Annotated in this window: 26 protein-coding genes and 1 other RNA gene; 11 read left to right on the top strand and 16 right to left on the bottom strand. The window is 34.7% G+C overall.

Translation table 11 applies throughout. From position 1 onward, the window contains the following. Positions 1-315 precede the first annotated feature (315 nt). The 10 genes from ssrA to FFR48_RS11660 form a co-directional block, all read right to left on the bottom strand. Positions 316-705: a transfer-messenger RNA gene (gene ssrA, locus FFR48_RS11705) on the bottom strand. A gap of 280 nt (positions 706-985) precedes the next feature. Beyond that, positions 986-2,212, bottom strand: coding sequence for a bifunctional phosphopantothenoylcysteine decarboxylase/phosphopantothenate--cysteine ligase CoaBC (gene coaBC, locus FFR48_RS11700; RefSeq protein ID WP_137667484.1), 1,227 nt, complete (start codon positions 2,210-2,212; stop codon positions 986-988). Further along, positions 2,212-2,997 (bottom strand): hypothetical protein, encoded by a 786-nt coding sequence (locus FFR48_RS11695; protein ID WP_137667483.1) that lies wholly within the window; start codon positions 2,995-2,997, stop codon positions 2,212-2,214. Before FFR48_RS11695 ends, coaBC begins: the two co-directional genes overlap by 1 nt. Next, the gene (locus FFR48_RS11690) at positions 2,998-4,098 is read right to left on the bottom strand and encodes an AAA family ATPase (RefSeq protein WP_137667482.1); all 1,101 of its coding nucleotides are present in this window, start codon (positions 4,096-4,098) and stop codon (positions 2,998-3,000) included. After that, positions 4,092-5,216: a DUF262 domain-containing protein gene (locus FFR48_RS11685; protein WP_137667481.1), complete on the bottom strand. Its 1,125-nt coding sequence runs from the start codon at positions 5,214-5,216 to the stop codon at positions 4,092-4,094. Before FFR48_RS11685 ends, FFR48_RS11690 begins: the two co-directional genes overlap by 7 nt. A 253-nt stretch (positions 5,217-5,469) precedes the next feature. After that, positions 5,470-5,682: a protein IsiD gene (gene isiD, locus FFR48_RS11680; RefSeq protein WP_096564997.1), complete on the bottom strand. Its 213-nt coding sequence runs from the start codon at positions 5,680-5,682 to the stop codon at positions 5,470-5,472. A 159-nt stretch (positions 5,683-5,841) separates the two neighbouring features. Next, positions 5,842-6,468, bottom strand: a complete 627-nt coding sequence (locus tag FFR48_RS11675; RefSeq protein WP_137667480.1) for an alpha/beta hydrolase — start codon at positions 6,466-6,468, stop codon at positions 5,842-5,844. A 146-nt stretch (positions 6,469-6,614) separates the two neighbouring features. After that, positions 6,615-7,334 (bottom strand): TerC family protein, encoded by a 720-nt coding sequence (locus FFR48_RS11670; RefSeq protein WP_137667479.1) that lies wholly within the window; start codon positions 7,332-7,334, stop codon positions 6,615-6,617. Positions 7,335-7,443: 109 nt separating this feature from the next. Beyond that, complete coding sequence (locus tag FFR48_RS11665) at positions 7,444-7,599, bottom strand: hypothetical protein (protein ID WP_162501878.1); 156 nt, start codon at positions 7,597-7,599, stop codon at positions 7,444-7,446. Between the two features lie 131 nt (positions 7,600-7,730). Continuing rightward, positions 7,731-10,925, bottom strand: a complete 3,195-nt coding sequence (locus FFR48_RS11660; protein WP_162501877.1) for a type ISP restriction/modification enzyme — start codon at positions 10,923-10,925, stop codon at positions 7,731-7,733. 224 nt (positions 10,926-11,149) lie between these two features. Here FFR48_RS11660 and FFR48_RS11655 point away from each other — a divergent pair, with 224 nt between their 5' ends. Beyond that, entirely contained in the window at positions 11,150-11,398 is a 249-nt protein-coding gene (locus FFR48_RS11655; protein ID WP_137667478.1) for a hypothetical protein, read from the top strand. Between the two features lie 5 nt (positions 11,399-11,403). Beyond that, positions 11,404-11,667 (top strand): hypothetical protein, encoded by a 264-nt coding sequence (locus tag FFR48_RS11650; protein WP_236104059.1) that lies wholly within the window; start codon positions 11,404-11,406, stop codon positions 11,665-11,667. On the opposite strand, the gene FFR48_RS11645 is transcribed toward FFR48_RS11650, so the two are convergent. The 3 genes from FFR48_RS11645 to FFR48_RS11635 form a co-directional block, all read right to left on the bottom strand. After that, positions 11,654-12,241 carry a Uma2 family endonuclease gene (locus FFR48_RS11645; protein ID WP_137667477.1) on the bottom strand — a complete coding sequence of 196 codons (588 nt, stop codon included), beginning with the start codon at positions 12,239-12,241 and terminating at the stop codon, positions 11,654-11,656. The genes FFR48_RS11650 and FFR48_RS11645 overlap by 14 nt on opposite strands. A gap of 324 nt (positions 12,242-12,565) precedes the next feature. Continuing rightward, the gene (locus tag FFR48_RS11640) at positions 12,566-13,009 is read right to left on the bottom strand and encodes a hypothetical protein (RefSeq protein ID WP_137667476.1); all 444 of its coding nucleotides are present in this window, start codon (positions 13,007-13,009) and stop codon (positions 12,566-12,568) included. 76 nt (positions 13,010-13,085) lie between these two features. Then, positions 13,086-13,778, bottom strand: coding sequence for a hypothetical protein (locus FFR48_RS11635; protein ID WP_096565653.1), 693 nt, complete (start codon positions 13,776-13,778; stop codon positions 13,086-13,088). Between the two features lie 736 nt (positions 13,779-14,514). Here FFR48_RS11635 and acs point away from each other — a divergent pair. The 8 genes from acs to FFR48_RS11595 all read left to right on the top strand — a co-directional run bounded on the left by acs (position 14,515) and on the right by FFR48_RS11595 (position 21,256). Further along, complete coding sequence (gene acs, locus FFR48_RS11630; RefSeq protein ID WP_137667475.1) at positions 14,515-16,485, top strand: acetate--CoA ligase; 1,971 nt, start codon at positions 14,515-14,517, stop codon at positions 16,483-16,485. A 129-nt stretch (positions 16,486-16,614) separates the two neighbouring features. Continuing rightward, entirely contained in the window at positions 16,615-17,109 is a 495-nt protein-coding gene (locus tag FFR48_RS11625) for a DUF4365 domain-containing protein (protein WP_096565657.1), read from the top strand. A 4-nt stretch (positions 17,110-17,113) separates the two neighbouring features. Then, entirely contained in the window at positions 17,114-17,599 is a 486-nt protein-coding gene (locus FFR48_RS11620; RefSeq protein WP_137667474.1) for a DUF4365 domain-containing protein, read from the top strand. A gap of 5 nt (positions 17,600-17,604) precedes the next feature. Next, complete coding sequence (locus tag FFR48_RS11615) at positions 17,605-17,928, top strand: transcriptional regulator (RefSeq protein WP_137667473.1); 324 nt, start codon at positions 17,605-17,607, stop codon at positions 17,926-17,928. A gap of 218 nt (positions 17,929-18,146) precedes the next feature. Then, positions 18,147-19,313 carry a nucleotide kinase domain-containing protein gene (locus FFR48_RS11610; RefSeq protein WP_137667472.1) on the top strand — a complete coding sequence of 389 codons (1,167 nt, stop codon included), beginning with the start codon at positions 18,147-18,149 and terminating at the stop codon, positions 19,311-19,313. 29 nt (positions 19,314-19,342) lie between these two features. After that, on the top strand, positions 19,343-19,840 hold the full coding sequence (locus FFR48_RS11605) for a DUF1643 domain-containing protein (protein WP_236104058.1): 498 nt from the start codon (positions 19,343-19,345) through the stop codon (positions 19,838-19,840). Positions 19,841-19,891: 51 nt separating this feature from the next. Further along, positions 19,892-20,632: a nucleoside triphosphate pyrophosphohydrolase family protein gene (locus tag FFR48_RS11600; protein ID WP_137667471.1), complete on the top strand. Its 741-nt coding sequence runs from the start codon at positions 19,892-19,894 to the stop codon at positions 20,630-20,632. A gap of 36 nt (positions 20,633-20,668) precedes the next feature. After that, positions 20,669-21,256 (top strand): Uma2 family endonuclease, encoded by a 588-nt coding sequence (locus FFR48_RS11595; RefSeq protein WP_137667470.1) that lies wholly within the window; start codon positions 20,669-20,671, stop codon positions 21,254-21,256. Positions 21,257-21,334: 78 nt separating this feature from the next. On the opposite strand, the gene FFR48_RS11590 is transcribed toward FFR48_RS11595, so the two are convergent. After that, positions 21,335-21,823 (bottom strand): PIN domain-containing protein, encoded by a 489-nt coding sequence (locus FFR48_RS11590; RefSeq protein WP_137667469.1) that lies wholly within the window; start codon positions 21,821-21,823, stop codon positions 21,335-21,337. Beyond that, positions 21,820-22,065, bottom strand: coding sequence for a UPF0175 family protein (locus FFR48_RS11585; RefSeq protein WP_096565667.1), 246 nt, complete (start codon positions 22,063-22,065; stop codon positions 21,820-21,822). The genes FFR48_RS11590 and FFR48_RS11585 overlap by 4 nt, the downstream gene beginning before the upstream one ends. Before the next feature lie 867 nt (positions 22,066-22,932). Between FFR48_RS11585 and FFR48_RS11580 the strand changes: the two genes are divergently transcribed. Further along, a complete protein-coding gene (locus FFR48_RS11580; protein ID WP_137667468.1) occupies positions 22,933-23,733 on the top strand; it encodes a Uma2 family endonuclease in 801 nt (266 codons plus the stop codon). A 146-nt stretch (positions 23,734-23,879) separates the two neighbouring features. Here FFR48_RS11580 and FFR48_RS11575 read toward each other — a convergent pair. After that, a partial coding sequence (locus FFR48_RS11575; protein ID WP_201277608.1) for a transposase occupies positions 23,880-24,108 on the bottom strand: 229 nt, incomplete at its 5' end.

Genomic DNA, 24,108 nt, shown 5'->3' with positions numbered 1-24,108 from the left:
AAAAAGTGTGCATTTTTGGGGATTTCAAGAGATGGCAAAGAAATTTTCAAATCTCCTCCTGACTCCTGACTCCTGACTCCTGACTCCTATGCCCTCACGGAAAGACTTTCTCAGCAACCCCTAACTAGAACACCGATTCATTAATCGTAAGGGCGAAGCATTCGGACAGAATATGAACTGGTTTCAGCGATAGGTTATCACCCGAATGCTTCGCCCCTACAAGAAACAGAAAAAATTTTTAACACCCACTTACTTAAACCTCAAAAACAAAATCCACTTACATTTTGATATGTAAGTGGACTTGTTGATTATTTTAAGTGGAGCTTATGGGAATTGAACCCATGTCCAAATTGGGTATTTACCCCCCGCTCATTCACAGGTTTAGCCTTTCTGACCCTCAAGGCGGGAATCGTTCATTGTCCCGAACGTAGGATGCTCTGATTTAGTCTTAGCCAGCAAGCCAACCAGAGAACGCTTACTGGAGCATCCGTTGGGGTTAGGTCTCTAGTCCTTAACGGAGTCAAACCAGAGACGCTCGGACCTATAAGAGGCTATTAGGCAGCAACTAGGGCTTCCTTACGAGCAAAGCTTACGATATTGTTCGCATTTACTTTTTGTTTGAGCCTTTGATTTGCGAGAGGAGACTCACTCTCGACCTGAATCACAGAGCAGCTTTCGCCAACCTGTCGAAACCGTTAAAGCCCCATGCGCTTTATATTTCTATTATAGTATGCCGTTTTGCAATTGTGTTGGGTTGATCAAAAAAATTTTCTTGTCTTTGGGTATTGGTTATTGGGCATTGGGTTATTAACTTCCCCCTGCTTCCTGCCTCCTGCCTCCTGCCTACTGCCTCCTGCCTCCTAACTTCTGCCTCCTGCCTCCTGCCTACTGCCTCCTGCCTCCTAACTTCTGCCTCCTGCCTCCTGACTCCTGCCTCCTGCCTCCTGCCTCCTGCCTCAAGAGGGCAACCACAGGGGGTTTGCTCCTACTGCCTCCTGCTGTAAACAACAAAATCAAACACATAATGCGCCATTTCTAACTTAGAACAAGGGGGAATTTCTATTTCTCTTCCTTCTTTATCTAAAAATACCGCTTGATTATGATCACTCCCAAAACCACTGCCAATTTTATCAATAGGGTTGGCTACAATTGCATCTAATTTCTTTCTCTGTAATTTCTCTTTCGCAGGTGTGATAATATCCCCGGTTTGTGCTGCAAAACCGATTAATAATTGCTGGGGTTGTTTAATTTTCCCTAGTTCAGCAACTATATCGGGTACTGGTGTAAGGGGTAAATTTTCGGGAAGCGATCGCTTAGGTAATTTCTCTACACTATAATCTCTCGGTTTCACATCCGCAACCGCCGCAGACATGACTATTATATCTGCATTTCCTAACTGTTCTAACATTACTTGCTGCATTTGAGCCGCACTCACTACGGAAATTGCTTTAACTCCTAAAGGTGCATCCCAACTCCTTGGACAATGTACTAATGTTACCTTTGCACCTCTATGCAATGCTGCCTGTGCTAATGCTAATCCCATTTTACCCGTGGAAGGATTGCCTATAAACCGCACCGGATCTAAATATTCTCTCGTTCCCCCAGCACTGATTAAAACACGCTTCCCGCTTAAATCTCTTTTTCCTTGGGTATGCAATAAAGATTGAATATAAACAAATATTTCTTCTGGTTCGGCCATTCTTCCTGCACCGATGCGATCGCACGCTAACAACCCAGAACCAGTTTGCATACCATAAAATCTTTTGTCTGTCAATAGTTGCTGCCAATTTCTTTGTACTGCTACCTGTTCCCACATATCCGTATTCATAGCGGGTGCTAATAAAACAGGACAAGTAGAAGCCAAGACAGTATTTGTTAATAAATTATCTGCCATCCCATAAGCTAACTTAGCTAAAGTATTAGCAGTTAAAGGCGCAATCACAATTAAATCCGCCCATTCTCCCAATTCGATATGTAGGGGTTGAGAATAAACAGGTTGCCAAAAATGCTCATCAGTATAAGCTTGATGACGGGATAAAGTTGCAAAAGTCAAAGGTTTGATAAATTCTTGAGCAGAATTGGTGAGAATCACTCGCACTTCTACACCAGATTTAAACAAACTAGAAACCAATTCACAAACTTTATAAGCTGCAATACCGCCGCATATAGCAACAATAACTTTTTTGGATTTGGGATTTATAAATGATGGCATTATCTCTTTATTTTATTTAATACTTCTTTAGGGACTTGATCTTCAGGAATTGGAAATCCATGATAGGTTAGATAACCTTGTTCATCAAAGGTATTGTCTGAATGAAACACATAAAATTGATCTGTTTCTTTATGAAATCCATAACGTTTTTCACTATTTTCATTACTATTACATACAGAACTATTTAACACTTTTTGAGCTTCTTGATCTTTTAAATTCATAGGTGTAGCATTTTTCCAATATCCTGAAGGATCATGTTTAGAATGAAGTTTATAACGAGGACATATTTTGATAGCTTGGGTAATTTGAGTTAAATTCTTGACAGTTCTATTTTCTAAATCATTTGTACCTTCTTGAAATTTAACTTCAATGTTTTCTGTAATAAAATCAGGGTTATTTTGTAAACTAATTAATATTCCTGGAAGTTTAACAGCACCAGCTAATGAACTTGAAGAAACATCTTGTTTTTGATAGTGACATTTACAATCATTGAAAAAATCCTGTACATCTATAAAAGGTCCCTTACTTAAAAGTCTCAGTAGAATCATAGCGATTTTTTGTTGTTCAGAATTTTTTGAATTTTTATTCTGAAAAATCCATTGACTAATAGTTAACTCAGAGGATAGTTGTTGAGAAGAAAAACTACTATGAGTTTGAATCGGATCACCATTTTGAAGAACACTGATTTCCTCTAGAATTTCCAAGATATGTTTCATTAATTCATCAGCTTCATAATTATTAGATGCTTGTCCAATAAAAGAAAGCTCATTAATCAAAAAGTGCATTTATAGTAACTCCATTAAATCTTTTTCAGCTTGATCGAAAAAACCATCAGGCCATTTATCAATCCCTCCATCTGGATAAATTCGAGGAGTAATAATTTCTGTTGTTGGTTGTCCTTTTTTTAAATATCTTTCAAAGTAGTTAATTTGCACTTTATCAGCCTCAAGTTTATTATGTCTTACTGCTTTACGAATACCATTGAGAACATGATCGCTATGAGTTTCTAATATTATTTGAATACCACAACTTGCTGCTAAGGCAATTAATTCTCCCATCTTAGATTGTCCTCTAGGATGAAGATGTGCTTCTGGGTTTTCTAATAAAATCAATGTATCTGAGGCAGCAGATAATATAGCGACAATAATTGGTAAAGTATAGGTAATTCCAAATCCTACATTAGTAGAACGATAGGAATTATTATCTTCATAGGAATATTGTAAACTTGCTATATCCATCCCTGGATGTAGTTCTATATCAACTCTTGTTCCAGGACTAATTTCTCCTAACCAGGCTTCAACTTGACTTTTTAAAATATCAGACTGTGCTAATGGATGCGATAGTTGACTATGGGGAATTTTTTTATATTCATTTATGGATAGGAAATGGGGAGTAAATTCTCCTTGACTTCCAATCTGTTGATGTTGTCTAACTTTAAAATCAGACATTTGGAAATAATTTCTAGGTGCGATTCTTTCTGCTTTTAAGTAATGAAAGTTATCATTAAAAAGTCCTGAATTATAAATTGCTGCATCAATTTCTAAATTAGGAGATAATCTCATTATATCTGATTGACGATCACAATCAAAAATCCAAGTACCTTTAATATCATTATTCATGCCAATTTCAAAAGTTATTACATCGTCTTTAGCTCTCTTGAAAAGTGCATCTTTTCCAGTACCTATAGATACTAAATCACCGTTTAATGCTAAACCTACCCTATCTAATAAATCGTCCTGCAAACAAGATTGACGTAATAGTAATAGAGATTGCAATACAGACGATTTACCAGTGCTATTTAAACCCGCCAGTAGAGTTAATGGCTTTAAAGAAAAAGACTGATTTTCAAACGGTTTAAAATTTTTTAAAGTTAAAGAACTTAGCATGATAAAACCTCTTGAACTATTTGATTAATTTTTTCAAAACGATATTTAACTTTACTAGATGCTTGAGATATAGATTTCAAAAAATCAGGATCATTTTCCATTTTTTGTTTAAATTTATCATTCAGAGTTTCTTTATGATTGATTAACTTTTCAATTTCTTGAGCAGTTAACTTGCTTAAAGTAACTGACCACAATTCAAACAGAGATTTATTAACTGGGGACTTTTGAGGTTTACGAAAAGCCCTATTTCCAAAAATATTATAAGCTGCTTTCATAGCTATAATCAACTTATTCTCTATTTCTTGGATTAAATTATCTTCTATTGTATTTAATTTTTTCATTGCTTCATTTAAAAAATAAGTGTGACCTTTATTTTCGGGATAATCTTGATAGTTTGTTAAAGTAAAAGCAATAAAATATAGTATAAGTTCATGATCTTCGAGGCGTTTATTTTTCTTTTTAGTTAAATTTATTACTCTTTTAAATTCTGGTAAATTAGCTAATTTCTTCAGAATTTGTATCGGTTTACCTGGATTCATTGCTTGGCGCAATTCCTGGTTATTAAGAGGTAATCCACCAGTATTAATTCTTTGAAAAATATTATATTTTACTTCATCAGGAGTTCCAGGTTCAATTAAACATACTGTTAATTCTGTTTCTTCTATTCTTCTTTGATAAGCACGAGGTAAATCATTATATTTCTTGTTTTCTAAATCTTTAAGAAATTGTAATTCAGTTAATGTAAGTTCTTGATCAATAATAAATTTTTTAAATGTATTAATTCTTTGTAAACCATCTATTACTAACCACTTATCATCATTAGTAGCATCTATATAAAATATGGGAATAGGAATCCGAATTAACAGAGATTCAATTAAACGACTTTTGGCTTTAGGTGTCCAAATATCAGATTGTCGGTAAAATTCAGTATCTAAATCAATTTCATCATGCTTGATTCTTCTTAGTAGTACATCCATTGTCATTGGTTTAGTTTTAACCCTGATTTTAGTCGGATCAAATGGTTCTAAATTTTCATCATCATCATCATCAAATTTAAACTCATTTTCTAATTCATCTTCTTGATCTAGTAATTCCATCTGTTGATTATTTGTGATCATTATGACAACCGTTCCTAATTAATTAGATACAAAAGACTGTATATCATTCTCTAATGATACCAAATAATTCATCTACACAAATCATTTAGGTGTTGACTGATATCATGGCTCGCTTGGCATAAGCCTGTCTTATTATTGCATCCATTTGTATGGATCTGTTTGAATCATGTAATGATTATTTGCATAAAATTATTTATATAAGGGTTTAGCAAGGCCAAACCCTTACAGAATTCTGAATTGTTAGATAAAATCTCTATGCTTCGTCGTAGGGTTCTAAATCTAATAGGTAGATATAAGGCTCAACTAATTCTGGACGCTGAAAGGCGATCGCTCGCAGTAAATGCCAATCATTTAAACCCTCAAAAGCATTGCTATAATTATCCAATTCCAGACGAGTAGCCAAATCTTTTACATCTGTTGCTGTCATAGCAGCAATTTCTTTTCTGGAAACGCTTAGAGTTGTCATAATGCTTGCCCCTCCCTTTTGCAGCACTCGCATTCAGCCGTAGGTGGAGTTGAGCTAAATGAGCTAAAATATCCCACCCAATCTATATTACTAATTAGTGGGCATGAAATTTGTAAATATTTAGCTGATTTTTCTCCTCAATTGTAAAAAATTGATAACTTAACCATCCGCAATTGTCTTGATCACAAATTTTCGCAATACCTCCAGCATTTCTAAATTAATTTCATGTCCCATCACAAATTCATGATATTCGACTACCACTCCTAATGCTTCTGCCACTGCCTTAGCTTTGGTAGCAGCTGACAATGGTACAACTTGATCCTGTGTGCCGTGCATAATTAATGTGGGTGGAAAATTGCCTTTTTGTAAGTTAGCAAGTTGAGGATGTGGATACCCACTCATGACAACTAAACCAGCCAAGGGTAAAGTTAAACCTACATCCAACGTCATGGCACCACCTTGAGAAAACCCACTCAAAACGGTGCGAGACAAAGGCACTCCTGTCATGCTTTCTAAAGACTGCAACCAATCTATCAGTAATTGACGACTTTCTGGCAATCCTTGATACATATTCTCGTCCCGCAAGTCATACCACGCCCTACCAACTGGGGAATAGGGATAGGGATAAGGGGCATTGGGAAACAAAAATTCACAATCAGGTAAATTGAAATAAGAGGATAAAGATTCTACATCTTGGGCATTTGCACCCCACCCGTGTAACGTGACGATGAGGGCGGCTGGTTTTTGCTTTGTTTTTGGCGAAATTCTAATGAAATCTAAAGTCATGATCAATTATGTTGTTAGTTATTTAGTTAGGGCTGGTAATTGGTAATTGCTAAAAACTCTTAACTGTCCCCAGTCCCCAGTCACCAGTCCCCAGTCCCCAGTCACCAGTCACCAGTCCCCCGTCACCAATCACCAGTCCCCAGTCCCTATTTAACTTCTGTTTTTTCTGGTTCTTGGGTTTTGATTTCTACTTCTGTGCGTTTGGAAAAACCCCAGGTTAAGACTATGGCGATCGCACTTACCATGATCCATTGCGGTGGTACTAAAGCTTCGTTAATGACTTTGATTAATAGACGTAAACCCACAAACGCTACAGTGATATAACCTGCGTCTGCTAAATTTTCATATTCATCTAACCAGCGAATAAATAACCCGGCCATAAATCGCAGGGTGACGATACCGATGGTTGTACCGGTGAGGACTAACCAGGTTTCTTGGGAAACGGCGATCGCTGTTGTCACACTATCTAAGGAAAAGGCTAAATCTGTAAAGGCAATTACTGGTATAACTTGCCATAGAGAACTGTATTTTGGTCCGTGATGATGATGATCTTCGTCTTCCTGGGATGTGAAGTGTTGGAATACCAACCACAACAGGTAAGCAGCACCCAATAATTCAAATTGCCAGAATTTTTGTACCCAAGTAGCTGTTAGCAGTAGGGTAATTCTTAAAACATAAGCAAATACTAAACCAATGTTTAATGCTTGACGTTCTAGTTTTTGATCTTCTAGTCCTTGGGCGATCGCAGCGAGGGCGATCGCGTTATCTGCTGATAGTACCGCTTCTAAAAAAACTAGGATCAGTAATACTATCAGTGCTTCAACACTAATATGAAAGTGTAAGTAATCAAATATTTGGTCTAGCATTCCAATTTCTCAAACAACGGAAAATTTTAAATTAACAGCAATATATATTTTTACGATAGCTACTGTAATAAATTGCTACTTTTTCTAGTATACCATGATTCTGACAGAATTAGGTGACTGGTGACTGGTGACTGGTGATTGGTGACTGGTGACTGGTGATAGGTGATAGGTGACTGGTGACAGGTGATAGGTGATAGGTGACAGTAATTTTAAAACCACGAATTATTCCATCCTGTAAATCCCAGAAACTAGGAAAATAATGCAAAAATCATCCGCGTTTATCTGCGTTCATCTGCGTTTAATTTTTAGTATTTCATCCTGTACATCCTTTAATCCTGGTTATCCTGATTCAGACAAAGTTAGGTGACAGGTGACAGGTGACAGTAATTTTCTGATTCAGAAATTTTCCATCTCTTTAATTATTTTCATTGTCTCTACACTGACGGTACACACTCTCATCAACAAATCTATTACCTGTTCTTTATAATCTGCAAACCGATAAGTATTAAACTTTTCCGCAATGGTGGGATCTTTGGGTTTCTTTTCTTTATATTGATCTAATATCCATTCTAATGCACTCCGATTTCCTAACATATATTCCCAAGCTATTTCAGGAACTCCTGTTAATGTGGTAATATCATCTAAGATGATTACACCTTTATTTTTATCTGCTTTCAATTTAACTTTGATGGTTTTTTGTCGGTCCCTGAGCGAAGTCGAAGGGGGAAGCGAAGTCGAAGGGGTGAGCGAACTTGTACTGAGCCTGTCCTGAGCCTGTCCTGAGCGGTGTCGAAGGGCGGTGTCGAAGGGCGAAGTCGAAGTAGTCGAAGAGTTGTCTTTCTCTCGGTCCCTGAGCGAAGTCGAAGGGGTGTCTTTTAAGGGAATATCCACACGGGTTAATTTATAAGGGGTAACAGTTTCATAATTGATATGTAATTTCATGAGTTGTTTTCCCCAGTTTACCCATTTTTGGAAGTTTTCATAATAGGGTAATCGGGGAAATTCGCGTTTTAAATTTAGTTCGTATTTTTTGCGGTATTCAGGGTTATGTAATACTGCATAAGTATAATGGAAGATGTCTATTTTTGTGATTGTTTCATTTTGATAATGGGTTTGAATTTGTTTTAGTCCCCAGTCTGTTATATTATCAATGCGGTTTCCTTCTTTGTCGTAACGATATAATGCAACTCCATGAGTACCTCTTGAACCTAAACCACCATCATAAAAACAATTTGTAGAAAAAACGACAAAAGGAACTTGTTTATGAACTGTCAAGCAAATTACTAAATTATCTTGAGATTTACGAAAAAATGACTCCATTTGATACAGTCTGTGAATTAAAATCTTACCAAGATAAAAGTATTGTTTTACAAAAGGTCTATAAATTGATGAAATTACAGCTTTTGAATTAAATTTTAATTGTGACCCTTTTTTAAGGTGTTCTTCTAACTCAGCAGTCCATTTAATACTTCTATCCACAAAATCGCTAATATCAGTATTTCGTTCTGATTCTTTCCATCTTTGTTTTTCTTTTTCATAAATATCACAGAAAAATTCAATTTTTGATTTTAAATTATTTTCATCTAAATCATAAACCCATTCATCTCTGTTAGAAACAGCACCTAAAGAGAATAACTTGAATAATGCACTTTCATCTTTACTACTCTTAGTTTCTTGGTTGACTAATGGTAATAAAGTATTAAAATCAGTATCATCAAGATTTATCCAGTTGTTATTAACGTCTGGAGTAATTCTTGTAAAATTAATTTTCTCAATTTTATTAAATGCAATAAACTTTAATTTATCTTCAGCAGTTTCTAAATCAGGTCTATTTGTATAGTATATTAAACATGGTGTATCACGCTTGACATTTTTCTTGATTAAAAAACTAATAGCTACACCAGCTTGAATCCCAAAAACATTATGCTTAGTACCTGAAATTTTTGGATTAGACCTAACATCTCCACCTAAATCAATAATATAAATTTCGCTAAATTCATTAGCAATAACTTTTCTAAAACCATCAAATGCTTTTGCATTAATAAAAGATGAATTAGTAATAAATGCTATAATACCATTATGATTTAATCTATTTGTAGCCCAACGTAAGAAACGTATATAAGGATCATAAACTTTTGTTTTCTGTGCATTACTATATTTTACATAACTTTCTTTAATTAATTTATCTATTGCTGGATAATCACGATTAGCATTATTATCGTTTTCATTTTGTTGATTTGCATTATAAGGAGGATTCCCAATAATAACCGAAATAGTCCGATCATTCTGTCTTTTAATCCTCTCCGTATTCTCCAACGTCATCGCAAACAAATCCATTTGCTTACCTGCAAACAACGTATTATCCAAAGTATCCACAAAACAAATATTTTCAAACTCCTCATAAACCCCCATCTTCTGTTTATAAGTATATTCAATATTCAAATTCGCTATATAATAAGGTAAAATTGCTACCTCATTACAATGAATCTCATGTTGATATTTATGCTGTAAACTATGGGGAGGTAAATAATCAATTAACTCAGTAATAAACGTACCCGTACCCGTCGCAGGATCTAAAATTTCTACATCTTTATCCCCTAACAATTTACCAAAATGTTTATGTACTAAAAAATCCACACTTTCAATCATAAACCTAACTATTTCATTAGGGGTATACACAATACCCAACCTATCCGCAGCTTTGGGATTATATGCTTTATAAAAATTCTCGTATAATGCTTTGAGAAACTTCTGTTTTTCTTGATGATTAACAATATTAGCAGCAGTTCTTTTAATTACCGCATAATATCTTTCAATACTTCCCAAAGTATTCCGCTTTAAACTTCCAGTAAAAAACGTCGAAATTACCCCTTGTAACTCCCTCGCAACATTATTTTCTTGATGAAACTGCGACTCACTGAAAATATTAATAAAAATATCCTCAGTCAAAATATGTTGAATCATCATTTCCCGAATATCTAACAAACTAATTTCCGGGTTAATGGACTTTTTACAAAGTTCCCAAAACTTATTTCTTGCAGTTTCAAAAGATTGATTATTCCCCTCTTGACAATCAATCAACTTTCTGAGAGAATCTAATATAATGGGAATGTCTTGTTTAAAAACCTCTATCGCTTCTCGAAAGTCCCGCACTTCAGGACGGACAAAATTTATAAAGTTATTAATAATACCATCTAGCGCGTCTGCATCTTGCATAGATACGCGCATTGTTTCTGTACCACCTTGAATTAAAACCGCAGTTTGGGAATCTTCAAATAAAATATTACTATCAGGATAACCTTTATTTAATTTCTTCTCAATTTCCTGATCTAAATTATCATATTCGTCTTTAGCTTCCCAGTAACCCCAATCTAACCGCAAAGCATCTTTAACTGTACCATCAGGATAAACGACTTTACCATTAGGTAATTTAAAATCTAACTCAGGGATAAGCAGAAAATCACGAGGTTTGCAATATTCATTTAACAGATTTTGAAAAGCGAAACGAATAGAAGTTTCCTTTCTTGAACCACCAAACTGGATGATTTTTTGGACTTCTGTTTGATATTGGGTGACTAATAATCTGGACATAAATTACTAAAAGCTGACTAATTAACCTGTTTTTCTATCTGCGTTAATCGGCGTTCATTTGCGTTTAATTATAATAATTATATGTGATTTTTGATGCAAAGACAAGAGAAAATAAGTAAAGAATTATTGCAAAAACAATATATTAGTTAATCTAAAGTGTTAAGATATAATAAATTATGGTAAAATCCTTGATCATCAAAATATAAAACTAATCATCTAAAAATATGAGCCTTTCCATTGAGTCTGTTATCAGTGAAATCGAGCAATTAAGTCTAATAGAAAAAATGGGGATATTAGAGTATTTGGTAAAGGAGATTAAGCAATCAGTAGAAGCAGTTGCAGTAACTCCAAAGCCCAAGTATAAAGTAACTGATTTTCATGGTATTGCTCCCAATTTACTTGCAGGAAAAGATGCCCAAGAATTGGTAAATCAGATGCGTGATGAGTGGGAAGAACGGGAAGAACGGAGATAGCAAAAATGAAAATTGAACCCATTTTAAAACTTTCTGATCAACAAGTTTTAGAGTTGACGGAATTACAAATGAAACCGGAAGAAGATAGACGTTTGAGTGAGTTGCTAGACAGACAACAAGCTGGTATTCTCACAGAATCAGAACATCCTGAATTACAAGCACTAATGCAAATTTATCAGGAAGGTTTATTGAGAAAAGCTACTGCATTAAGTGAAGCTGTAAAACGTGGATTAATAAAAGAATTAGATGGGTATCTTATTTATCATTAATAAAATCAATAAATTGCGATACCGCATCATATTGATCAGGAATAGCTAAAAACTGCAATAATAACTCTTGATCCAAATCTGGAAAAAACCGACTGCGGTTAACTTCCTCATATTCCAAAACAGCATTTAAACTAAAAATTTGAATTTTATGATTTCTCCAAAACCAAACTTCAGGAACTCCCTTAGGTTTATATAATTCAGTTCTATTAATTGAACCACTACTAACGATAATTTCAATCACAATATCAGGAACTTCTTTATTAGTACCAATACAATAAGATTCATCTGGTGTTCCCGAAGCATAACCCGCTGCTTCTAAAGTAAAACCACCCCTACCATAAAACCGAATCCCCTTATATCTCATGTATGCTTCTAATAAATAGGAAAGGGTTTTTTTCACATATTCATGTTTATCACCAATAGGAGACATTATTTCCAGCACCCCTGCTAAATATGCCAATTTTACAGCATGATTTTCTTCTAACTGGACTTCAATAGTTTTAAACTGTTGCCAAGAAACACCAGGTACAGTTATCAGTTTTTCTGTTTCCTGTTCTAAAAGTGGAACTGTCATAGAACAAACCGCTATTATTTTTAATCAATTATAAGCTGTTGTGCATTTAATTTGTATAAGTGGAACAGGCCTCTTGCCTGTTAAACAATAGTTCAGAATATTAGGATTATACAATTTAGCTGTGTAACAGCTTACTCTCTAGCAATAAAGCAGATTGCAGATCAATAGACATCTCCAGAAAAGAAATTATGGAACTTATTTATGGGGGCAGGGCGAAGCTTATGGGATATCTAGATGTCTGATTTTTACGTTAAATTATCGCCCAAATGCTTCGCCCCTACAGTTTCCGCAGTAGGTGATCACCCGAATGCTAAACCCCTACGGTTAAAATACGTTCTGGGAAAATGACAGCAACTTATCCAGCAAACTATTTGCTAAATCAAGTAAATCAAGATCACAAATATGAAGATAACGCGCTAGAATATCGCTAATAGCTAATATTTTTTGATCTTCCCTAGAAATCTGCAAACATTCTTCTAAATCTACAGCTAAATCAAACAGTGGCCTATCTCGTAAACGATACCTAATTTTTACTGCTATATCATCATTACTTACTAAAAATTCTTTAATAGTATCTAATAAAGAATGATTCAATATTTCATCATCATCCCATGTTTCTAACCAATCTCCATCGGCATCTTCAACATAAAGATGTACATAATTTACTCCATATTCTAACCAGTCTTGTTGCATTCTGCGGGCTGCTGCTAAAATTTCAGCAAATTCATCTACTTGAGTAATGCTGTTCATTTCTTTTTGGTTAAGCATAAATGCTGATAAATGCTGTCGTAAACAGGTAACGATTTAGGCAAGGACTCAGGTGTTCAATATCAACAATTGGATATCAGGAAAAGTTGACATACTTTCCTTGGGACAGATGATCACTGTTGTACAGCGCCACATTTACTAACTGGTTGATAAAATCATTTTCGCCAGGATTGTAACTTAAAAACAATCCTCGCTCTATTTCCCACATTTGCAGGGCATTTTGCCACTTTTCATATTTTTGACCATGAAATTCTTTACTAACACTGGTGATTTGAATACAAAGTGGTTTGTGTTGATGATTACTAACGATTAAATCTGTCGCCATAGAAAGGTCAGCAATATAACGCTGCCAAACATTCCCTTCACGACGCACAATATCTTGGGCTATTGATTTAATCATATCATCATCCAACTGATTAAACTCCCCTGCCATCATTTTTTTCTTCCAAATATAAAATTTGGCATCTGTTGAGTTGATCCACTTAGGAAATAAATAACCATACCAATACCTTTCATTGGCTGTCATTTGCTCAAATTTTGCTTGTCTGGCTGCTTCGGAAGGTAATGATTTAATTAGTAGCCAAATTGTAGAGTCTGTAATTACCTCTAGGAGAAACGCAAGCACATAAGGTTTAGCAGTCAGGGAACCAGGGCGAGTATATTTAACCCAACGATTGATCTCATTTAATCTTTTGGCTAACTGAGGATCTATTGTTGCGGCTCTCTCGCTTAATAACTTTAGTTTATCCTTTATTTCTTTTGCTTGCAAACTACGCCCTACTTTTGAGTCACTAAACTAAATAAACATTTTGTTTTCAATTTATACCTGGGAACAGATGTATATGATTCATGTTTTGGTGTATTTGGTGTTAAAGTTTGGTTTTTGGTAAAGTTTTGGTAAAGTTTTGGTAAAGTTTTAGTAAAATTTTGGTAAAATTTACTTAATTAAAGAAAGATTGTATTGACATTTTTGGACAAAGGTTGTATTTGCCAAAATTTGAGGATTTCACAACTCTGGTTTTACCCAGTTAGCTGGTGCAAAATACTTACTGCCACAGTAGTTAGTATACTATCTTTTGGTTTCAGTCTCTACCACTCTGGTTGTTTATTTTCTGCAACTGGGGATACACTTTTTTATTTGCTGATACTTTTCTATCTTATCCTGTTTCCCGGTACAAAATGTACTGTTTTTCTTTCCCTCAATCATACTTAATATTTTCTTTAGCTTTTATCTCCTCAGTGGCTTATTTTTGCTTATTTATGACTTTTGTCAACTGGGTTACTGGGATATCTACTTCTAGTTCTGTCTAAAATGTACAAATTATATGATAACGAACCACAAAGGACGCAAAGGACACAAAGAAGGAATAAAATGGGATATCACACAATTTGATAATTTTGTGATAGACAGTTGGATTCATCTAGCTTAATGAAAATCTAAACAATATTTGCCAAAACTTTGCTAACAATAGTTTTCAGTCACAATAATGTTTACATAATTCATCATGTCTCAACCGACGATAGAATCCATCCTACAGGAAAAGCGTCTGTTTCATCCAGCTAGTGATTTTTCCCAAAAAGCTCAAATCAAAAGTTTGGAAGATTATCAGCGTCTTTATGATACCGCAAAAGCTGACCCTGAGAAATTTTGGGCAGATTTAGCGGAAAATGAGTTACATTGGTTTGAAAAATGGGATACTGTGCTAGATTGGCAACCTCCTTTTGCGAAGTGGTTTGTCAATGGCAAGATTAATATTTCTTATAACTGTCTTGATAGACATCTAACGACTTGGCGTAAAAACAAAGCGGCTTTGATTTGGGAAGGTGAACCAGGTGATTCTCGCACGCTAACTTATGCTCAGTTACATCGTGAAGTTTGTCAATTTGCTAATGTGCTGAAACAGTTGGGTGTGAACAAGGGCGATCGCGTGGGAATTTATATGCCCATGATACCCGAAGCGGCTATTGCTATGTTAGCCTGTGCGAGAATAGGCGCACCTCATAGCGTTGTTTTTGGTGGTTTTAGTGCGGAAGCTTTGCGCGATCGCTTAAATGATGCTCAAGCAAAAGTAGTAGTTACTGCTGATGGTGGTTGGCGTAAGGATGCAATTGTACCGCTTAAAGAACAGGTGGATAAAGCTTTAGCAGATAACGCCGCACCCAGTGTTACAGATGTCTTAGTGGTTAAACGCACCGGTCAAAAAACCCATATTGAACCAGGAAGGGATCACTGGTGGCATGATTTACAACAAGGTGTATCCGCTGACTGTCCGGCTGAACCAATGGACAGCGAAGATATGCTATTTGTGCTTTATACCTCCGGTAGTACGGGTAAACCCAAGGGGGTAGTACACACTACAGGCGGTTATAACCTATACAGCCATATTACCACAAAATGGATTTTTGATTTACAGGACACAGATGTATATTGGTGTACTGCTGATGTAGGTTGGATTACGGGACATAGCTATATTGTTTATGGTCCTCTTTCCAACGGTGCAACTACTGTAATGTATGAAGGTGCGCCCCGTGCATCTAATCTTGGTTGTTTCTGGGATGTGATTGAAAAATACGGTGTAACAATTTTTTATACTGCTCCTACCGCTATCCGCGCCTTTATCAAAATGGGTGAACACCATCCTAAATCCCGCAATCTTTCATCCTTGCGGTTGTTGGGTACTGTCGGTGAACCTATCAACCCCGAAGCTTGGATGTGGTATCATAAAGTGATTGGTGGTGAACGTTGCCCCATCGTTGATACTTGGTGGCAAACGGAAACTGGTGGTGTTATGATTACACCTTTACCCGGTGCAATTCCCACTAAACCCGGCTCCGCTACCCGTCCTTTCCCTGGTATTATTGCGGATATTGTGGATTTAGAAGGTAACACAGTTCCCGATAATGAAGGTGGTTATTTAGCTGTACGTCATCCTTGGCCGGGAATGATGCGGACTGTGTACGGTGATCCTGAGCGTTTCCGTCGCACTTATTGGGAACATATTCCGCCCAAAGATGGTAAATATACTTACTTTGCCGGTGATGGTGCAAGAAAGGATGAAGATGGCTATTTCTGGGTCATGGGTCGTGTGGATGACGTGCTAAATGTGTCTGGACACCGCTTAGGGACTATGGAAGTAGAATCTGCGTTAGTTTCCCATCCGGCGGTTGCTGAGGCTGCGGTGGTTGGTAAACCTGATGAGTTGAAGGGTGAAGAAGTTGTAGCTTTTGTGACCTTAGAGGGAACTTATCAACCCAGTGAGGAGTTGAGTAAGGAACTGAAAAAGCACGTTGTCAGTGAAATTGGTGCGATCGCTCGTCCTGGGGAAATTAAGTTTACTGATGCACTGCCAAAAACGCGATCGGGTAAAATTATGCGTCGGTTGTTACGGAATTTAGCTGCGGGTCAGGAGGTATCGGGAGATACTTCCACTCTTGAGGATCGCAGTGTTTTGGATAAGTTGCGGGAAGGTGCTTAGTTTAGGTTAAGCTCACGCAGAGACGCAGAGGCGCAGAGAGTTGAATTAATATGGGGTGGGCAATTTTGCTTACCCTATATTTTGGGAAGCAAATTATAACTGAATTAAGATAGGGATATATATAACATAATGAGGGATGCACTCGGACAAAGAGGTGAGAGGATATTTGAAGTTTTAATCACTAAATTTCACTCTGATGATGGTCCCATTTTTAAGCCTCAGTTTTTAGGAGATAAATGGCAGTATGTTGATTTTATTGTTGAGTTAGTAGGTGCTGGTTGTTATATTCCTTATTTTTTTGTCCAAGTCAAAACTACCAGACAAGGTTATACTAAGAAAGATAAACGTTTAAAGGTGCAAGTAAAAAAGGAATCTGTACTTGGTATAGCATCTTATCCAGCACCAACTTATATAGTGGGAATTGATGAAGTTCAAGAAGTCGGTTATTTAGTTTCTGCTAATGGTGAAAATTTAACATCTCTCTCAAGTTTATCTACTAATTTTCCTATTAATAAACAGAATAGAGAAATCCTTTGGAATGAGGTCAATAATTTTTGGCAACCGTACACACAGAATATACAGAAAATTTTAAGTTCCCAATTTACTGATCAACAATGGAGATAAAACAATGCAAACAGAACAACCTTGGTATATTGGTTTCCGTTCAGAAGCTTTAGCTGTTGTTTACTTGACTCGTCGTGATGATTTGATTGTTTCTCAACAACAAAAAGACACAGGATTAGATTTATTAGTAACCATCACCCAAGATGGTAAGTCTAGCGGTAGAATGTTTGGGGTAGAAGTGAAAGCAACAGCTTCTAGTTCTAATTTGATTCAGCATGATAGTATTTTTAAGCTAAAAAATAAAAGATATAACAATTTGAATGTCTTGAGAGATTTACCATTTCCCGTTTGCTTGTTTTTCTTTACATTAGATAATGATGAAGGTTACTATAGATGGATTTTAGAACCTATTCTCAAAGATGGAAATAATGTGGCATTGAAATTTAATGAAAATGAGGAATTTAAAAACCTGAATGATGAGAAAATAGATGATATTATTGCGATGGTTAATAATTGGTATGACCATAAAAGTAATTTAATAAAATTGTAAAAATCATGAAAGAAGTAATAACACCGACAAGTAAAAGTTATAAGGAATATTTAATTTCATCTCTCCAAGATGTTGAAGAAGCTGCTGCATATTTAGAAACTTTTTTACAATTGGATGAAGAAGTCCGTGAACCTGAAGTTTTACGTTCTGCATTAAAGAATATTATTGATGCACGGTTAGCAGCAAATAATCTTTCGGAAACTGCTAAACAGAAATATCAACAACTTGATCAGATTTTATCTGCAAGTTTCGGAGATGAGATTTATAGTTTAGTTGAGTTTTTAGATGTTTTGGGATATCGAATTAAGTTAGAGGTTAAAGATAGTTAGTTTTAGGGTGATGGATAGTTTAGCTGAGTTTCATGCAAACAAGCAAGGTTTTTTTTGTGTATTTTTGTATATGTATAGTGAAGTTACGTTAAAAATTATAGAATAGCAACAAAAACTTTGATAATGTTGATTTTTGTGCAAAACTAGAAGGGATTACCCGATAATTGGGAAATTGGGAAAGGATAAAAATTAATGATCATAAATCAGGAACACAGTATATGCAAGTAAGACAAGAAATTTTTGATACCTATTGGCGATTTGCGGCTATGCGTCAGGAAGTATTTTTTAACAAACTTAAAAATGTACCTCCTCCTTGGACGAGTGATCCTATTCTTAATACTTATAAATTTTGTAATGCTTATCGAGTAAGTGATCGAGTTTCTCAATATCTGATCAAAAATGTCATTTATGATGAGAATAGAAGCAAAAATGAAGAAGAGGTATTATTTAGAATACTACTATTTAAAATCTTTAATAAAATAGAAACTTGGGAATATTTAGAAAGCAAAATAGGAAATTATATTACACTGTCTAATTTTGATTTAGATGTATATTCCCAAATACTACAAGAGGCTATGGATTTGGGATATGTGATTTATACCAGTGCTTATATGTCTTGTGCTAGTAAAGAGTTTGGTTATGATAAAAAACACCAGAATCATTTAGCATTAATTGACAAAATGATTTTTAAAGATAGGGTAATTAATCCCATAGTCAAAGCTAAAAGTTTAGAAGAAATTTTTCATATTATTGCAGGATATCCATTGTTAGGTAAGTTTATGGCTTACCAATTAGCAACAGATATTAATTATAGTGAAGTTATTAACTTTGATGAAAACAGTTTTACTATAGCAGGACCGGGCGCAGAACGAGGTATTAATAAATGTTTTATTGATACTCAAGGAAAAAGTTATGCTGATGTAATTTATTGGATGACCGAAAATCAAGAAAATGAATTTCAACGTTTGGGGTTAAATTTTCAATCGCTTTGGGGTCGTCCACTCAAAGCTATAGACTGTCAAAATCTTTTCTGTGAAACTGACAAGTATTGTAGAGAAGCATTTCCTGGTTTAAAGAGTAATCGTAAAAAGATCAAGGCTAAGTTTACTCCTACTGCTCAACCAATTGATTATTTTTATCCTCCTAAATGGGGTATTAATGATCAGGTTCAAGAAACTTTAGCCCAGAGATTACCACCGTTAGAAATTTTTGATGTACAAAATAATTGTCAGCAGTTATCTTTAGAATTAGATACTTTGGTAAACACTACATCTGAGATATCAGATACTTTATCAAAATTGCAGAAAAAATATCAACAGAATAAAAAATCTGCGTCTGTACAAAATCAAGAACCAAAGACATCTGTTCAGATGTGTTTATTTTAAAAAATCATTTTTAACATTTATAGGTGTTTATGAATAAAATCAAGAATGATGAAATGGAAAAATATGCCGAAATTGTAGGAAATTACCGCTACTTACTAGGTCGTAAATGGGATGAAAATTTGCAGAAAGTGACTTTCGTGATGCTGAACCCAAGTACCGCAGATCAGAAAAATGATGATCCAACACTTCGTAAATGTATTCACTTTGCTAAATATTGGGGTTATGGTTCTCTTGAAGTAGTTAACTTATTTGCTTATCGTGCTACAAACCCTCGTGAACTTTGTCAAGTAGATGAACCCATAGGAAAACAAAATGATGATTATATAAAATTAGCTATAAAAAACACATCTTTAATTATTTTAGCATGGGGAACAAAAGGCAGTTTTAATAACAGAGATCAAGAAGTTATCAATCTTATTTATGATCACAACTCTCTGTACTGTTTAGGATTAACAAAGTATGGATATCCACGCCACCCTCTATATGTAAAAAAGGATACACAAGCAATTATTTTTACTCAAAATTAATTAAATTTTATCAGCAATAAATTTTAATTTTATAATGAAAGGAATAACATTATGAATTTTTCCGAATATCAAAAACAAGCACTAAACACAGATCAAATTCCTGCTGTTGAAGGTACTGAATTAATCATACCGCTATTAGGGTTAGTTGGTGAAGTTGGTTCTTTGATGACAGAATATAAAAAATACTTACGCGATGGTGATGCACACAAATTATTTAAAGAAGGAATTGCAGAAGAATTGGGAGATATGCTTTGGTATATTTCCAATATAGCTAGTAAATTTGACCTAAATTTAGAAGAAATAGCAGAGAATAATTTAAGAAAGTGTAATGACCGTTGGGGATGGAGAGATTCAACAGAAATAGATAATAAAAATACAATTTACATCTTTGATAATGAATTTCCAGAACATGAAAGTTTACCACGACAATTTGTAGTAGAACTTACAGAAGTCAGCCAAGATAATTCAGTCAAAATGAAGGCATTTATTAATAAAGAACAGATAGGAAATGATCTCACTGATAATTCTTATCAAAGTGATGGGTATCGCTTCCATGATGTTTTTCATTTTGCTTATGCTGCTATTTTAGGTTGGTCTTTAGATTACCAACTATTGAAGACTATCAAAAATATGACATCTCATTTAGAAGTTTCTCGTTGTTCATTGGGAGATTGGGAGAAGGCGATTTTCATGGGTTATGATGTTTGGAGACAAGTAGAGAAAAATCATGGGGGAAAGGTAGTTGTTGATCTTGATGCACGTTCGATTACTTATCAAATAGGAGTAAGCTAATATCAAAAATAAAGTAATACTCACAATCTAAATATCATGACTCTTGCAAAGGAAACACAATACTACTCACCCGCAGAATATCTAGAATTTGAAATAAATTCAGAAATACGTCACGAATATATAGATGGCTTAATTATACCCATGATCGGTGGAACACCAGATCACAACCAAATTACTGGCAATTTTTATGCTGTGCTAAATTTTGCTCTTAAACGTCAACCCTATCAAGTCTTTGTTACAGATCAAAGACTTTGGATTCCTCAAAAACGGATTCACACTTATCCTGATGTTATGGTTGTGCAAACTCCCCTGGTTTTTGCAGAAGGAAGAAATGATACTATTACCAATCCAATAATGATAGCTGAAGTATTATCAAAATCTACCAAAGGTTATGATCGAGATGAGAAATTTGCAGCTTATCGGACTATTCCTAGTTTTCAAGAATATATTTTAATTGATCAATATACAATGCACGTTGAACAATATGTTAAAACTGATAATAAGAAATGGATGTTTTTAGAATATGAAGATATTAATGATACTTTAAATTTAGCTTCTATTGACTGTGAAATTTCTCTTGTTGATATTTATGACAAGGTAGATTTTACCAGTGAAGCATCATAATTAATGGTGCGTTACTTGGTGTAAATTGATTGGTGTATTTTATGATCTTTTTGCACTCCTAACGCACCCTACAAACTACTAATTTTCATTAGCTTCTATCAAAATAGTATAATAGAGTTGATCACCAATTCTAAAAGCTGTGTGAGAAATTAACTTATCCATCAAAGATTTAACATTATTAATTAATCCTCTTTTTTTAGCAATCAACAATATACCTAATACTCCAGTCAAAGACAATCCTAATTTTATCGCTTCCTGTCTTCCTAATCTTTCATCTATTAACAACTTATTAGCATTTAATTCTATTGCTAATACAATTGCTTCAGATTCTCCCCTATCTAAATTTCGCTGTAAATCTTTTACTAATTGATAATTAATAACAGGTTGATTCTTGATAAAATAAGCATTTTTTATAGCATTATTAACTTTTTCTCCTGCTCTAATATCTATTAATTCATCATATACTGCTTGAGGAATAATAACTTCACTATAAATTTCTTGCAGTAAAAATAGGTGATCAATTTTAGCTAAATTGCTAATTGGTGATGTGTTACTAACAATAATCATAACCAACCTGTTTCTTGAAGAGTTTTCATATCTTCTTGAAATTCTGCAACATCATAATGAAGGGAAATATTACGTTGAGCTAGTAATTCCTGAAATTCTACATAATTCATTTCAGCTATTTTACTAGCTTTACCTAAACTAACTTTTTCTTTTTCAAATAACATCACTGCAATTTCTATTAATAATTCTTTTGATGTCATTCCTGTAGAATGGAGAATTTCATCAGAAATAGTTAAACTCATAAATTTATCTCCTCATGAAAATTGTATTGAATTAATTATTTATCTTTACTTGATCAAGTCTTATAATATAATATCACAATTTTGGTACATTCTCAAATCTTAATTAAACCTTGCATTTGTCAGAATCAGGATGTCCAGGATTTAAGGATTTGCAGGATGTGATTGAATGATTGTTTGTGAGGATGTTGGGTATTTTATTTGTCTGAATCAGGATGTCCAGGATTTGAGGATTTTCAGGATGTGATTGAATGATTGTTTGTGAGGATGTTGGGTATTTTATTTGTCTGAATCAGGATGTCCAGGATTTGAGGATTTTCAGGATGTGATTGAATGATTGTTTGTGAGGATTTTGAGAATTTTTCAGGATGTTTTTGAATGATTGTTTTTGAAGAATTTAAACCATCTAAAAATTACCATCATGTTAATCCTTTAATCCTAGTTATCCTGATTCTGACAAAATTTAGATCCCCGACTTCTTTGATCTAATCATCCTGTATCAAAATCAATTATCCTAGAAGTCGGGGATCTTTGTGATACAAAATTTTACTATATATGCGCGGACAGATTTCCACTGATAACATAAATATAATGTAAATTTCGCGTCTTGTCAAGTCTTAAATTTTTGTCAGAATCAGGATGTCCAGGATGATAGGATTAACAGGATGTTGCTGAATGATTGTTTGTGAGGATGTTGGGATTTTGAGGATGTTGTTTGATGATTGCCTTTAAATGTTATAAACAATCTAAAAATTACCATCATGTTAATCCTTTAATCCTAGTTATCCTGATTCTGACAAATACAACTTTTATCACTAACAAACCATCTAAAAATTACCATAAAATATAAATACAATCTTGGTTATGCCTATGACTTCCTTCACAGTATTGACATTACCAGACCACACCCAGTTACCAGACTCAGATGGTACTTTCGTGTTAGCGAAGCGTACCGTAGGTCAAAATCTGCAAGAACATCCCCAAAGTATATTAATTACAGACTCAATTAAACCCGTTTTAGATAAACTGCATCCAGATGGCCAATATTGTATCGGTCAAGATTCTGGGATATATTGGCGTTTAACAGATCCACCAGAAAAAGGTGCAGAAGCACCAGATTGGTTTTATGTACCCAATGTACCACCAACTTTAAACGGTAAAATGCGCCGTTCTTATGTGTTATGGAAAGAATTTATTGCACCTTTAATAGTGATTGAATTTGTCTCCGGTGATGGTACAGAAGAACGAGATAAAACACCACCATCTCAAGGAAACGATGGGAAAGTTGGTAAATTTTGGGTTTATGAACAAGCTATCCGTGTTCCTTATTATGCTATTTATGAAGTAACAAAGGCACAAGTTGAAGTTTATCATTTGTTGGATACCAATTATCAGTTAATGACACCCAATGAACGAGGACATTATCCCATTAAACCTTTAGGGGTAGAGTTAGGAATTTGGCAAGGTTTATATCAAAATGCTGATTTACCTTGGTTGCGTTGGTGGGATGAAGAAGGTAATTTATTGTTAACAGGTGAAGAACGCGCAGATGTTGAAAAACAAAGAGCAGATGTTGAAAAACAAAAACGAGAACAACTTGTTGAAAAATTACGTTCCCTTTCTCCTGAACAACTCCAGGCTTTAGGAATTGATCTGGAAATGTTAGAATAAACACTAATTTTTTACTGATTTTTTCAAAAATTCCTAAAAAATGTCAAAATTAGGATATCCTGATTCTGACCATCATTATTAAACAGGACTTACGCAAGTGTCACAAGGAAAGTCTAAATTTAAGTCTGTAGTAAGCTGTTGTGCAGCTAAATCGAATAAACAGCATTACCTTTATTTTTAACTTTGCGCTCCCATTTAATAATAAGACCTCCTTCGTTTAGCAATTTATTTAATAATTCTTCTAACTGTTCTACTGATTCAAATAATCTGTGGGCTATATATTCTTTCGCTGAATGCCATACCAGTTCAATTAAATTATAATCTGGACTATAAGGTGGTAAAAATTCCAGAATAATATTTGGCATTTCTGCTTCA

It is taken from the genome of Sphaerospermopsis reniformis, from assembly GCF_005402885.1.
Classification (GTDB): domain Bacteria; phylum Cyanobacteriota; class Cyanobacteriia; order Cyanobacteriales; family Nostocaceae; genus Sphaerospermopsis; species Sphaerospermopsis kisseleviana.
This window is presented reverse-complemented; position numbering and strand designations above follow the sequence as displayed.

Coding starts and splice junctions, on each gene's coding strand:
- FFR48_RS11645 (WP_137667477.1), bottom strand. CDS start 12,241: ATGACAGTTCCACTTTTAGAACAGGAAACAGAAAAACTGATAACTGTA.
- FFR48_RS11690 (WP_137667482.1), bottom strand. CDS start 4,098: ATGCTAAGTTCTTTAACTTTAAAAAATTTTAAACCGTTTGAAAATCAG.
- FFR48_RS11650 (WP_236104059.1), top strand. CDS start 11,404: ATGAAAATTGAACCCATTTTAAAACTTTCTGATCAACAAGTTTTAGAG.
- FFR48_RS11605 (WP_236104058.1), top strand. CDS start 19,343: ATGAATAAAATCAAGAATGATGAAATGGAAAAATATGCCGAAATTGTA.
- FFR48_RS11590 (WP_137667469.1), bottom strand. CDS start 21,823: ATGATTATTGTTAGTAACACATCACCAATTAGCAATTTAGCTAAAATT.
- FFR48_RS11660 (WP_162501877.1), bottom strand. CDS start 10,925: ATGTCCAGATTATTAGTCACCCAATATCAAACAGAAGTCCAAAAAATC.
- FFR48_RS11625 (WP_096565657.1), top strand. CDS start 16,615: ATGAGGGATGCACTCGGACAAAGAGGTGAGAGGATATTTGAAGTTTTA.
- FFR48_RS11655 (WP_137667478.1), top strand. CDS start 11,150: ATGAGCCTTTCCATTGAGTCTGTTATCAGTGAAATCGAGCAATTAAGT.
- coaBC (WP_137667484.1), bottom strand. CDS start 2,212: ATGCCATCATTTATAAATCCCAAATCCAAAAAAGTTATTGTTGCTATA.
- FFR48_RS11600 (WP_137667471.1), top strand. CDS start 19,892: ATGAATTTTTCCGAATATCAAAAACAAGCACTAAACACAGATCAAATT.
- FFR48_RS11675 (WP_137667480.1), bottom strand. CDS start 6,468: ATGACTTTAGATTTCATTAGAATTTCGCCAAAAACAAAGCAAAAACCA.
- FFR48_RS11640 (WP_137667476.1), bottom strand. CDS start 13,009: ATGCTTAACCAAAAAGAAATGAACAGCATTACTCAAGTAGATGAATTT.
- FFR48_RS11620 (WP_137667474.1), top strand. CDS start 17,114: ATGCAAACAGAACAACCTTGGTATATTGGTTTCCGTTCAGAAGCTTTA.
- acs (WP_137667475.1), top strand. CDS start 14,515: ATGTCTCAACCGACGATAGAATCCATCCTACAGGAAAAGCGTCTGTTT.
- FFR48_RS11595 (WP_137667470.1), top strand. CDS start 20,669: ATGACTCTTGCAAAGGAAACACAATACTACTCACCCGCAGAATATCTA.
- FFR48_RS11695 (WP_137667483.1), bottom strand. CDS start 2,997: ATGCACTTTTTGATTAATGAGCTTTCTTTTATTGGACAAGCATCTAAT.
- FFR48_RS11615 (WP_137667473.1), top strand. CDS start 17,605: ATGAAAGAAGTAATAACACCGACAAGTAAAAGTTATAAGGAATATTTA.
- FFR48_RS11685 (WP_137667481.1), bottom strand. CDS start 5,216: ATGATCACAAATAATCAACAGATGGAATTACTAGATCAAGAAGATGAA.
- FFR48_RS11610 (WP_137667472.1), top strand. CDS start 18,147: ATGCAAGTAAGACAAGAAATTTTTGATACCTATTGGCGATTTGCGGCT.
- FFR48_RS11585 (WP_096565667.1), bottom strand. CDS start 22,065: ATGAGTTTAACTATTTCTGATGAAATTCTCCATTCTACAGGAATGACA.
- isiD (WP_096564997.1), bottom strand. CDS start 5,682: ATGACAACTCTAAGCGTTTCCAGAAAAGAAATTGCTGCTATGACAGCA.
- FFR48_RS11670 (WP_137667479.1), bottom strand. CDS start 7,334: ATGCTAGACCAAATATTTGATTACTTACACTTTCATATTAGTGTTGAA.
- FFR48_RS11580 (WP_137667468.1), top strand. CDS start 22,933: ATGACTTCCTTCACAGTATTGACATTACCAGACCACACCCAGTTACCA.